The sequence below is a fragment of the Nocardia sp. PLKS1-43 genome, assembly GCF_059510335.1.
In genome coordinates this window covers 777776-790074 of sequence record NZ_JCAJZQ010000002.1, presented here as the reverse complement: position 1 = coordinate 790074, position 12299 = coordinate 777776, and the positions used below count along the sequence as shown (strand labels likewise).

General features: G+C 68.2%; 9 protein-coding genes. 6 read left to right on the top strand and 3 right to left on the bottom strand.

Annotated features, from left to right (window positions below):
* Window positions 1–11: 11 nt before the first annotated feature.
* The 4 genes from AC5WS7_RS11490 (at window position 12) to AC5WS7_RS11475 (ending at window position 4827) form a co-directional block, all read left to right on the top strand.
* Window positions 12–1148: an FAD-dependent oxidoreductase gene (locus AC5WS7_RS11490; RefSeq protein WP_495954399.1), complete on the top strand. Its 1137-nt coding sequence runs from the start codon at window positions 12–14 to the stop codon at window positions 1146–1148.
* Entirely contained in the window at window positions 1145–2068 is a 924-nt protein-coding gene (locus tag AC5WS7_RS11485; protein WP_495954398.1) for an alpha/beta hydrolase, read from the top strand. Before AC5WS7_RS11490 ends, AC5WS7_RS11485 begins: the two co-directional genes overlap by 4 nt.
* Window positions 2069–2089: 21 nt before the next feature.
* Window positions 2090–3031 carry an MBL fold metallo-hydrolase gene (locus AC5WS7_RS11480; RefSeq protein ID WP_495954397.1) on the top strand — a complete coding sequence of 314 codons (942 nt, stop codon included), beginning with the start codon at window positions 2090–2092 and terminating at the stop codon, window positions 3029–3031.
* Window positions 3032–3102: 71 nt separating this feature from the next.
* Complete coding sequence (locus AC5WS7_RS11475; protein ID WP_495954396.1) at window positions 3103–4827, top strand: CocE/NonD family hydrolase; 1725 nt, start codon at window positions 3103–3105, stop codon at window positions 4825–4827.
* Between the two features lie 126 nt (window positions 4828–4953).
* On the opposite strand, the gene AC5WS7_RS11470 is transcribed toward AC5WS7_RS11475, so the two are convergent.
* A complete protein-coding gene (locus AC5WS7_RS11470; protein ID WP_495954395.1) occupies window positions 4954–5865 on the bottom strand; it encodes an SDR family oxidoreductase in 912 nt (303 codons plus the stop codon).
* A gap of 91 nt (window positions 5866–5956) precedes the next feature.
* On the opposite strand from AC5WS7_RS11470, the gene AC5WS7_RS11465 reads away from it, so the two are divergent.
* Complete coding sequence (locus AC5WS7_RS11465; protein ID WP_495954394.1) at window positions 5957–6550, top strand: TetR/AcrR family transcriptional regulator; 594 nt, start codon at window positions 5957–5959, stop codon at window positions 6548–6550.
* Here AC5WS7_RS11465 and AC5WS7_RS11460 read toward each other — a convergent pair.
* Window positions 6545–8089: an acyl-CoA carboxylase subunit beta gene (locus tag AC5WS7_RS11460; RefSeq protein ID WP_495954393.1), complete on the bottom strand. Its 1545-nt coding sequence runs from the start codon at window positions 8087–8089 to the stop codon at window positions 6545–6547. The genes AC5WS7_RS11465 and AC5WS7_RS11460 overlap by 6 nt on opposite strands.
* A 105-nt stretch (window positions 8090–8194) precedes the next feature.
* Between AC5WS7_RS11460 and AC5WS7_RS11455 the strand changes: the two genes are divergently transcribed.
* The gene (locus tag AC5WS7_RS11455) at window positions 8195–9886 is read left to right on the top strand and encodes a hypothetical protein (protein ID WP_495954392.1); all 1692 of its coding nucleotides are present in this window, start codon (window positions 8195–8197) and stop codon (window positions 9884–9886) included.
* A 61-nt stretch (window positions 9887–9947) separates the two neighbouring features.
* Here AC5WS7_RS11455 and AC5WS7_RS11450 read toward each other — a convergent pair whose 3' ends face one another.
* The gene (locus AC5WS7_RS11450; RefSeq protein WP_495954391.1) at window positions 9948–12101 is read right to left on the bottom strand and encodes an acyltransferase family protein; all 2154 of its coding nucleotides are present in this window, start codon (window positions 12099–12101) and stop codon (window positions 9948–9950) included.
* Between the last annotated feature and the right edge of the window lie 198 nt (window positions 12102–12299).

The window sequence follows — 12299 nt, the reverse complement described above, 5'->3', positions numbered from 1 at the left end:
AGACAAGCCCCATGAAGACTTCAGAGCTGCAGGATCTCACCATCGCGATCGTCGGCGGCGGTTACGCCGGTGCGGCGGCCGCCAAGGCGCTCACCCTGCTCGGCGCCGATGTGCACGTCTACGAGCAGGCCACCCGGATCCGGGAGGTCGGCGCCGGTATCGGCCTGCGCCCGCCGACGCTGAACCTGTTCCGGGAGTGGGGGATCTTCGAGGCGATGGCCGCGGTGAGCTCACCCAGCGACTACTTCGAAATCCTCAGCGGCACCGGCGAATCCATCAGGCGCGAGGAGTGGCCCGGCATTCACGACTATGCCGAGGAGACCAGGACCCGGCTGATCCACCGAGGCGATTTCATCGAGACATTCCTGAACGTCCTGCCCGCGGACCGGGTGCATCTGGGGTACCGGATGGAGACGATCACCGACGAGGGCAACCGGGCGCGGCTGCGTTTCGCCAACGGCGAGCAGGTGAGCGCCGATCTGGTGATCGGCGCGGACGGTATCCGCTCGGCGGTCCGCAAACAGCTGTTCAGCGATGCCGATCCGGTGTTCTCCGGTGAACACGCCTACCGCGTCGTGATTTCCGCCGGCGACGCGTACGGCCTGGTCGTGGACGACAACCTGCGGATGTACCTCGACGACAAGGGCACCAAGATCTATCTGCTGCCACTGCGTCATCGCGATCAACTCTCCTACGACATCACCTGCCTGTCCGACGACGATGCGTGGGCGCCGCGGATCACCCGGGAGTTCCTCGACGGGCTGATGGACGGTTTCGACGAGCGCCTGGGCAGGATCACCCACGAACTGGACCTGGATGCGCTGACCTGTCGCGCGGTCTTCGACATCGATCCGGTGGACACCTGGCATTCGGATTCGGTCACGCTGCTCGGCGACGCCGCGCACGCGATGCTGCATCATCAGGGGCAGGGCGCGAACCAGGCCATCCAGGACGCCGGAGGCCTGTCCGACGCACTGCGACAAGCGGATTCGGTCGCCGGTGCACTGGAATTGTTCCAGGACAAGCGAAAACCCGTCACCGACGAACTACAGCGCATCTCCCGGCAGTCGTGGGACGCGAACAAGGTCGAGGACGTCTTCCCGGGGCAGAAGCCCGCGGCCGCCGCGGCGCAGGAGGTGCGGTCGTGACGCTGCATCCCGAGATCGCGAAAACGCTCGCGCGCATGCCCGCCCCGCCCGAGGGCCCGCTCGACCCGGCCGCCATGCGCGCGGGCGAGGAAGCCGAGGTTCCGCCCCCGGCCGAACGCCTGCCACTGCGCCAGGTCCGGGACCTGACCGCGAGCACCCGCGTGGGCGATGTGCCGGTGCGGGTCTACACGCCGGTCGAGGCCGAAACTTACGGGCTACTGGTGTATTTCCACGGCGGCGCGTTCTTCCTGGGCAGCCTCGACACGCACGATCACGTGGCGCGGTCGCTGGCGGCCGCGACGGGTCTGCGGGTGGTGTCCGTCGGGTACCGCCGAGCCCCCGAGGCCGCCTTCCCGGCCGGACTCGAGGACTGTCACGCGGTGGTGCGATGGGCCGCGGACAACGCGGAAAGCCTTGCCTGGGACGGCAATACCCTCGCGATCGCGGGTGACAGCTCCGGCGGCACCTTCGCCGCCGCGGTCGCCGCGATGGCGCACGACGACGGGTTCGGCCGCATCACCCACCAGATTCTGTACTACCCGTCCCTGGACCTGGATTTCGACGTCGACCGCTACGCTTCGCTGCGCGAGAACGCCGAGGGATACGGACTCGGCACCGCCGTGCTGAAACCGTTCAACGCCTTCTACTTCGACAGCGGCGCGGATCCGGCCGATCCGCTGGTCTCGCCGATCAAACGGGCGGATCTGACCGGCCTGCCACCCGCGCTGATCGTCACCGCCGAACACGATCCGATGCGCGACGAGGGCGAACTCTACGGCCACAGGCTGCGCGAAGCCGGGGTGGAAGCCGTGATCAACCGGTATGCGGGCGCGAATCACGGTTTCGTGCAGCACTTCTCGTGGGTTCCCGAGTACCACCGGGTCTTCACCGAGACCGCCGAATTCGTGCGGCGGCACTGAGCCGCGAGGAGAGGGACGACCATGACGCACGAGGTGCCGATCCACCCGCTGTTCTCGCCGTGGGGCCGGTTCGGGCTCTACAGCTTCTTCATCGACGCCCCGGAACCGGCCATCGTCGACACCGGCATCGCCTCCTCGCCCGGCGAGGGGATGGCTCCGGCGCTGGCGAAGCTGGGGCGAAGGATCCAGGACGTTCGCTGGATCCTGTTGACCCACGGGCATATCGACCACATCGGCGGGGCCTTCGACCTGTGGGAGCGCACCGGCCGCCGCGCCGAGGTGGTGATCCACGAGGCCGATGCGCCGATGCTGCGCTCGCGCCGCGCGCATGTGGAGAACTACCTGAGCGTGCGGCAGCAGTATCTGAACGACCCCGCCGGTGAGGCGTCGCAGACCGCCACGGCCGAAGCGGTGATCTCCGGGGAGATGGAACCGACGATGCTGGTGCGGGGTGGTGAAACCCTCTGTCTCGGTGGCGATGTCACCGTCTCGGTGCATTCGGTCCCCGGTCACACCGCCGGCTCGGTCGCCTACGCCGTGAACGGCCGCGAGGCGGTCTTCGCCGGTGACGCGGTGCAGATCCACGGCGCTGCGAACGGATTCCCCGGCTTCGAGGATCCGGACGCCTACCGGGCGAGCCTGCGGTATCTGCGGGACGAGATCCGGCCCCGGCGACTGTATCTCGGTCATCCGTTCCGGCACGCGGACGGGGTGGCCTACGAGGTGGAACTCGACGCCGACCAGGCCCGCGAGGCATTACAGGAGAGCCTGGACATCGAGGGCCGGGTCGGCACTGCCGCGCACGGATGCCTTTGCGCGGGACTGCCTTCGACCGATTCGGCGTACTCACCGTTCGCGCGCGCCGCCGGCGAACTCGGTTATCGCGGGGATCCGGCGCTCGAGCCGTCCCCGTTCTTCACCACGATGCACGGCTACCGCACGCGGTTCGACCGGACCTGCTGACCGACCGGGCACCGCTACCAACCGGACGTTGCGACGGCCGGACGTTCTACAGGACAAGGAATTTCGCATTCATGGCCGATTTCACCACAGTGGACGCGGGCGGGCGGCAGATCGCCGTGCGCACCGATCTCGAAGTGCCGATGCGCGATGGGGTCACCCTCGTCGCCGACGCGTACAGCGATGTCGCGGACATCCCGCGGCCCGCGCTGGTCGCGTTGAGCCCGTACGGAAAGGAGTTGCAGGCGTTGGCGTTGACCATGCCGCCGCAACGCAGGCCCAGTCCCATGTGGGACGGGTGCATCGAGGCCGGTGACATCGCGCGCGTCGTCGGGGAGGGCTACGTCCACGTCATCGGGGACCTGCGCGGGTCGGGCGGTTCGGGCGGCGAGATGATCGGCAACTACAACGCCGGTGGTGTGCCGCTGGGGCAGGACGCGTACGACTTCATCGAGTGGGTCGCCGAACAGCCCTGGTGCAACGGCAAAGTCGGCATGATCGGCATCTCCTACTTCGGATCGATGCAGGTGCTCGCCGCCGCCGAACGTCCGCCGCATCTGGCGGCCATCTTCGTCAGCGGCGGTCACTACGACTTCTACGAGACCACCTACCACGGCGGCATCATGTGGTTCATGCCGCGCGCGGCGCGCGAGGGACGCGGCGGCGACTCCGGCATCGCGCATACGAATGTGAAATCCCGTATGCAGCACATTCATTCGCCCGAGGAGCTGCGAAAGCTGGTCGACGAGCGACTGCGCGATCCGGACGTGGCGGCGTGGCCGAATCTCGTGCACGTGCTGAAGTACCCGAAGAACCGCGAGTTCTGGTTCGACATCGTGATGAACAATCTCGACGGGGACTGGTACTCCGAACGCAATCCGGTCACGCTCGCGCCGAACATCGACATCCCGGTCTACCTGCAGATCGACCAGGGACGCGGCTGGACGCTGGACGGCACGATCGAGGTGTTCGACGCACTGCGCGGGCCCAAGAAACTGGATATCGGCCCGTACCCGCCGATGCAGTCGCGCCCGTTCGTCGAGGAGCACGACAAGATGTTCCGCTGGTACGAGTACTGGCTCAAGGGCATCGATAACGGGATCATGGACGAACCGGCGGTGTCGGTCTTCGTCGAGGGCACCCGCGAGCGGGTGACCGGAAGTCAGTGGCCGCCGGCGGAAGTGGCGTATCGATCACTGTATCTGCGTCCGCGGCACAAACTTTCGCCCGAGCCCGAGCCGATGGGCGCGCAGCATGCCGCCCCGGACGGTTTCTATCAGGCGCCGCTGACGGTCACCGACGAGGTGGAAATCCTGAGCTGGACCACCGCGCCGTTCGAGGAGCCCACCGAGCTGATCGGTACCGGCGCCGCGCACCTTTTCGTCGAAATCGACCAGGACGACACGAATCTCATCCTGCGCCTGTGGGACCTCGCGCCGGACGGCGGCCGTCAGCTGATCACCACCGGTTATCTCAAGGCCTCACATCGTGAGCTCGACGACCGCACCACCGAAGGCAACCCGTACCACCCGCACACGCGCAGCGTGCCGGTCCGGCCGGGCGCGATCGAGGAGTACGTGCTGCGGCTGTACCCCTTCGCGGCGACGCTCCGGCCCGGCCACCGGCTGGTGGCGGAACTGTCCAACGACGAGCCGCCGGCCGACGACCACAATGCGCTGCTGCCGCCGGACGCCTTCCACCTGCCCGTCGGGCGCGCGGTCACGCACAAGATCTACCGTGACGCGGCACATCACTCGCGGCTGGTGCTGCCGTTCACCACCCGAACCGCGCACGAATGACGGAATAAGCCTGACCGCAGCGCTTTTCGGTCCGATCGATTCCCGCCCGGCTCGCCCGCGGTAGCGAGCCGGGCGGCGTCGTCGAAGATCCGCGCAGCGGCCCCTGGACAATGGTCCCCGGTGTGCTCAGGGCTGCGCGGGGGTGAAATAGTCTCCGTGCTCGAGGTCCTCGAGCAGGCCGGGGTGGGTGGGTTCCCAATCGAGCAGCTTGCGGGTGTATTCGCTGGAGACGGGCGCGTCGGCGGCGTACACCGAGGCCATGAACGGGTTGGCGAAATGGGTGGCCGCCTCCTGCGGGGTGAGGGAGCGGGTGGGGATGCCGAGAGCGTCGCTGATCTTCTCGGCGATGCTCCGGAATGTGATCGCCTCCTCGCCGGTCCCGTGCAGGACCGCTCCGGCGGGAGCCTTCTCCACCGCGAGGCGGTAGAGCACGGCGGCGTCCAGCCGGTGGACCGCGGGCCAGCGGTTGCTTCCGTCGCCGATGTACGCGGAGACGCCGGTTTTCCGCGCGGCCGTGATGAGCATGGGGATGAAGCCGTAGTCGCCCGGGCCGTGCACGGTCGGGGCGAGGCGGATCACGCTCGCGCGCACGCCGCGTTCGGCGAATTCGAGACAGGCGTCCTCACCGCGAATGCGAAAGCCCGCGGTCGAATCACGGTCGGGCGCATCGGTTTCCGTGGCCACCCGCCCGCGTGGCATCACGAGGGTGCCCGATGTGGAGATCAGCGGTTTGCCGGAACCCGCCAGCGGCTCACCGAGGGCGCGGATCGCCGCGCAGTCCCGGCGCATCATGGCGTCGGGATCGGAGAAGTCGCCGCCGAAGGCCATGTGCACGACGGCATCGGCCTGCTCGGCACCCGCGCGCAGGCTGTCGAGATCATCGAGCGATCCCGGATGCGCCGTCGCGCCCAGACCTTCCAGCCGCGTGGCCGAGGCGTCCGACCGAGCCAGGCCGGTGACCGCGTGACCGGCGGCGATGAGTTCGGAGACGATGGCGGGGCCGGTGAGTCCGGAACCGCCGGTGACGAAGATGCGCATGAGATCCTCCCGATGAGTGCGCGACCGATAGCGTCAGTCACTGACGCTATCATGTTGCGTCAGTGACTGACACCTCTTGTAGACTGCCGCTGTGCCACGCAGCGGAGAACAAGCGCGCGCTCGCCTCCAGGAGGCGGCGATCACCCTGTACGGCCGCAACGGATACGACGCGACCACCACGGCCGAGATCGCCGCCGCCGCGGGTGTCACCGAACGCACGTTCTTCCGCCATTTCGCGGACAAGCGCGAGGTGCTGTTCGGCGGCGAGAGCGTCATGCGCGAGTCGCTGACCGCCGCGATCGCCGCGGTGCCCGGAACGCCTGCGCCACTGGCGATCCTGTGCGCGGCGTTCCGGACCGTGGTGCCCTATCTGGAGAGCCGGCGGGCCCTGTCCGAGCCGCGATCGCGCATCATCGCCGCGACACCGGCGCTGCGCGAACGGGAACTCGCCAAGGCCGCGAACATGGTCGAGGTCGTTGCCGAGGCACTGGCCGCCCGCGGAATCCCGCGGCGGCGGGCGCGGCTGGCCGCGGAGATCGGCATGGCGACGATCGGGGAGGCGATTCGCCTGTGGCGCAACGACTCCGCCGATGACCTGAACGAGTACATCACCCGCTCGTTCGACGACCTGAAGGCCCTGTGCGCGGATCCGGACGCGTTCGCCGAGCCCGGCGGCCCGCTATAGCGGCAGCAGGTGGTGCTTGCGGGGCCCGTGCCGAAGTGTCTTGTCGCGCAGTAGATTCAGTGCTTTGCGAATTTCCAGGCGGGTGTGCGCGGGTTCGATGACGGCGTCGATGTAGCCGCGTTCGGCGGCGGTCCAGGGGGTCGCGATGGATTCGTTGTAGAAATCGACCATCTGCCGGCGCAGAATCGGGCGTTCCTCGTCCGAGGCGGCCTCGAGCCGACGGCGCTGGATGAGACCGACCGCGGCTTCGGCGCCCATCACCGCGATGCGCGCGGTGGGCCAGGCGAAATTGAGGTCGCCGCCGAGCTGTTTGGAGCCCATCACCGCATAACCGCCCCCGTACGCCTTGCGCACGACGACGGTGACGATCGGCACCGTGGCCTCCACGACCGCGTAGAAGAACCGGCCACCGCGCTTGATCACGCCGATCTTCTCCTCCTCCACGCCCGGCAGAACGCCGGGAGTGTCGACGACGAAGACCAGCGGCAGCCCGAACGCGTCGCACAGCCGGATGAAATGCGCCGCCTTGTCCGAACACCGCGCATCGATCGCGCCGCTGGACACCAGCGGCTGATTGGCCACCACGCCGACGCTGCGGCCGTCCACCCGGGCGAAGCCGGTGATCATATTGCGGGCCGCGGTATCGCCGACCTCCAGGAAATCGCCGTCGTCGAAGATCCGCAGCAGAATGTCGTACATGTCGTAACCGCTGCGATCCGCATCCGGGATGATCGCGTTCAACTCCCGGTCCGAATCGGTGATCTCGGGTTCCAGGGCCGGATTCACCACCGGCGGAGAATCGAAACAACTCGCGGGCATGAAGCTCAAATACCTTCGCGCCCAGTCGAACGCGGCCTGCTCGTCGGCCGCGACATGGTGGATGTTGCCATTGCGGGCCTGGTTGAAAGCGCCGCCGAGTTCCTCGAGAGTGACCTCCTCGCCGGTGGTCTGGCGAATGACGTCCGGACCGGTGACGAACATGTAGGCGGCCTCGGTCGCGATCAGCACATCGGTGTTGATCGGTGAATAGACCGCGCCCGCAGCGCATTTGCCCAGCATCAGCGAGATCTGCGGGACCACGCCGGACAGCCGCTGCTGCCGTCGGCTCATGGACGCGTACCAGGCCAGCGAGGTCACCGCGTCCTGCACCCGGGCGCCGCCGGAGTCGTTGATCGCGATGAACGGGCAGCCGACATCGGCCGCGGAATCCATTGCCAGCGCGACCTTCCGGCCGAACATCTCACCCACCGAGCCGCCGTACACGGTCTGGTCGTGCGAGATGACCACCACCGGGCGCCCCTCGATGCGGGCGCGTCCGGTGACCACGCCGTCGCCGTACAGCGCGTCCGGGGAGCCGGGTTGGCGCATCAGCGCACCGAATTCCAGGAAACTGCCCGGATCCACCAGCATGTCGATGCGCTGACGAGGGCTGGGAATACCCTTCGCCGCGCGTTTGGCGACTCCCACCGCGCCGGCCGGTTCCCGGGCGTCCGCGAGGTTCTGGTGCAGCAGGGCGAGTTTCGCGGCGGTTGTCTCCACAGTGTCCCCTCTCCTGAAACCGGCCGATTGCCGGTTTGTCGCTCGTTCGACCCTAGCCGGAATAGACGCGTTCATAGCGCTGTGTACTGCAATAGACTCTTGGCTGTGTCATCCATCCCAATGCATTCCGGTTCCTCCAGCTATCAGGCGCGCACCGGCCGGACCGTCGAGGAGCGAACTCGCGCGATGATCGTGACCGCGGCCGAGCAGGTGATGCTCGCGCGAATAGCCGCACCCGCGGCCGGTGCCTCGATCGAGCGGCTGACCAACGCCGATGTGTGTGCCGAGGCGCGCGGATACCTGCGGCGCGACGGCAGCGAGGGGCCGATTCCCAAGGCCACCATGTGGAAGCATTTCAAGACCGTCGAAGCGCTCGCCCGCGCGGTCGTGGAGAACATCACCGCGGAGAACCGTCCGGTTCCCGGGCCGATCGCGGAGCTGGCCGCCCGCGGCGGCCGTTCGCAACGGACCGCGCGCGACAGTGTCGACGCCGAACGGCTGGAGGCGCGTTTCTCGGCTCGCCACTTCGATATCGATGGTCTGCGCGAGCAGTTCGCGGAGGCGACGGCGCGGGAGGATCGGCCCGATATGGTGTTCTGGTCCGCCGAACTCGCCGAACGGTATCTGCTACGTCATCGTCGAGGCGATCGCCATCCGGCGACCACGGCCGGTGAATGGGCCAGGCGGGGAATGAGTCTGGTCGATCCGCACTCGCGCCTGGACTGCATGATGGGCATCCGCTGCACCCGCGCGGCCGCCGCCGCCGAGGCCGTACTGTGCCGGAATGCGGAGTACGAGCCCACCGGATTGAGCCGGATCCGGTCGATCAAGGAGACCGAGTCGGCCTTCGCCGAGACGCTGGGCTGGATACTGCATCGCGAACTCGCGCGATTCCGCGCCGATCACGCCCGCGCCCTGTGTGAGGAGGACCCGGAGCGAGAAATGCGCTCGTTGCACACCATCGCGGTCACGCTGGCGCAGATGTGCGCACCCGCGGCGACCATATCCCGTGAGCCGGGCGACACGCTGCGCGCCGGGGAACTCGCCGACATCATCGTCGGGTTGTGCCGAGTGGAGACGGCCTACGCCACGCACCCGGCTCACCGGGGGACGTACACCGCGGTATTCGCAGATCGCATGGGCGCCATTCGAAGTGAGCTGCTCGCCTGCTTCGCCGTGACCACCAGCGAACGTCATCGGCACGAGGGCAACATCCGGGCGCTGTTGCGCCTGGACGCCTTCGCCCGTCGGCTCGACCGCTGCGGCCCGGCCGCCGAACCGGGCGAGATCGCCTCTGCCGTCGAGGATTACGAGCAAGCGTCGATCGATCTGCTGCGCACCACCGAGTACGGCACGATCCGCGATATTCTGGTGGCGCGATACCTCACGGCGAAGGCCCGTGCCCTGAGCCATCGCGAGATCCGTTCCGGCAGTGCGCCCCTCGCGGACAAACGGGCCGGATCCCTGGTGCGTCCGCATCCGGCCACCCTCCTGCAGGGCGCGATCCAGTTCTACAACCACGCCGCGACGGCCGGGAGCTCCCGGGGGTCCACCGGCGTGCTGCGCGCACTCGCCGCCGCGGGCAGCGCCGAGCTGAGCCGGGTGAATCCCGTGCGGCACAAGGCCGATGGCGGGTCCGCATCGGCCGACAGCGAGTTCGACACCATCGCCCAGACGATCAACGATCTGGTGCTGATCACCGTAAGCCGTCGAAACCGGTTCACCGACAGCGAGATCGAGCACCTGCTCGCCATGGTCGACCCGATGTACTACTACATCACCTCCGGCCGCAACTGAACTCGTGCGCCGGACGGTCGGGTGGGCGCGATGCCGGCAACCGCCGCGACGACCGGAACTCTCATTCGCGGGCGAGGGCGCGATCGGTGAGTGCGCCGATCACCGGCCCGAGGGTCCGGGCGTAGCCGACCGTGAGGTGATTGTCGTCGCGGAACACCAGGGTGTTGCCGACGATGACCGGGCAGCGGACGGCGGTGCAGAACATCGGGGTCAGATCGGTGTACTGCCCGCCGCCGGCCGTGGTCGCGGCCTGTTCGGCGGAGACTCCCGGGGCGTTCACCCCGGCCGGGCGCGCGGGGGCGCACGCGGTGGCATCGTCGATGTGCTCGGACAGGCACGCCGGCACCGTGGTGTGCGGATCGGGGATCGGCCCGAGCACGAGTACGGCCGAACCGAGCGTGCGCAGCCGGGCGACCAGGCGGGCCAGGCCGTCGATCCAGGCGCGGTCGTAGGAGACGAAGCCGAAGTCGCCGCCGTAGCGCCGGGACATGTCCACCACGATCAACCGCGGGTGTTCGGTCCGCAGCCGGTCGAGCACCTGGCCGCGCCATTGCTCACATTCGGTGTACTCCCGGCCCAGATAGGGGCTGGTGATGGGCAGGTCCATCAGGGGGCAGGTCACCTTGGCCATCGTCTCCAGCCGCCAGTGCCGCGCCGCGGCGATCGGCTCGAGCGCCGGATTCCACATCGCCGCGTGCGAGTCGCCCACCAGGGCCACCGTGGTGGGCGAGTTCGGATCACCCGAGGCGCACTCGGCCTGGCCCACATCGCGCCACGAACGTACGCAGCCGTTGGAGAAAACGTCGGCCTTGTCGCCGGGCGCATCGTCGAGCGTGGGAGTGAGATTCGAAGGTACGGAACGGATTTCGGCCGAGGCGGCGACCGCGGCCTGCGCCCGGCTCATCAGCTGCCCAACCGCCTCGTCGCGCGGGTCGGCCGCGGGTGCGGCCGGTATCCGAGGTGCGGTGAGAACGAGGGACGGCGCGGCCGTGCCGTGCCCGACCGGGGCGGGGACGAATACGAGCGCACACAGCACCACACCTGTGGTGACCATCGTGCACACGCCGCCGCACGCGAGGCTGCGGACGGCCGAGTTCCGCAACGGCGCGGCGAAGCGGACCGGATTCTCGATGGTCCACTTGGTGAGCATGGCGAGTCCGGCGGCCATCACGATCGCACCGAACGAGCCGACCGTTCCGAGTGGGTGGCCGAGCAGATGTGGCGCCAGCAGCAGCACCGGCCAGTGCCACAGGTACCAGGTGTAGGACAGTGCGCCGATCGCCCGCACCCAATCCTGGGCCAGCAGCCGGCCGACTCCGAAACGTGTTTCGGCGCAACCGGATACGATCATCAGGGCCGCGCCCACCACCGGCGCGAGGGCCGCGCTGCCGGGATACGGTGTCCGGCCGTCGAAGTGGGCACAGGCCAGCACGACCAGAACCAGCCCGATCCAGCCGGCGAGTGCGGCCACCGATCGCGGCAACCGCGACCACGCGGTGACAGCGAGCGCCACCAGACCGCCGATGGCCAATTCCCACGCCCGCGAGGGCAGCGAGAAGAACGCCCACGGCGGCAGCGCGCCGGTCCAGATCAGGGAGATCGTGAACGAGAGCGCGGCGACCACCGCGAGGACGATCAGGTAGGGAAGCGGTGTGTTCGATCCGCCGCGGCGGCGCCGCACGAGCCACGCCGTCGCGATGATGAGCACCGGCCACACCAGATAGAACTGCTCCTCCACGCCGAGTGACCAGAAGTGCTCGAACGGCGAGGGCGGCGTGTCCGCGGCGAGATAGTCGGTGCCGCGCAGCGCCAGCCGGTAGTTCCCGACGTACAGCGCGCCGGCGATTCCGTCGCCGAGGACCTGGCGGGCCCGCAACGGCGGCAGCAGCACCACCGCGGCGATCGCGGTGGCGATCACCACGATGCCGGCCGCGGGGAGCAGCCGGCGAGCACGGGCGCCGTAGAACCGGGCCAATTCGACAGTGCCGGTGGCTGTTACTTCCCGGCACAGAATTCCGGTGATCAGAAAGCCGGATATCACGAAAAAGACGTCCACGCCGACGAATCCGCCGCCGAACCCGGGGATACCCGCATGAAACAGCACGACGGCGACGACGGCAATCGCTCGTAAACCCTCGATATCGGGCCGGAATCCCTGCCGGGGCCGCGATTCATCGTGAACGCGGTCCGCCTGCCGATTTACCAACCCGCTCATGGCCGTGTCCGTCATGCGCAGCATTGTCATCAATCGAGCCGGTCATCGCGTGCCGACGTGCCGGATGCGCCGAAAACAATTTGGCTGCACCTCGTGTGCTGGTCACCGCCGATTCGGTAATCTCAGCGCCGGGCGGTGCGAATAGTGAAATAGGCGAAATAAGCGCCTATCGCCGGATTTGCTCGAAATCTCTTTTCA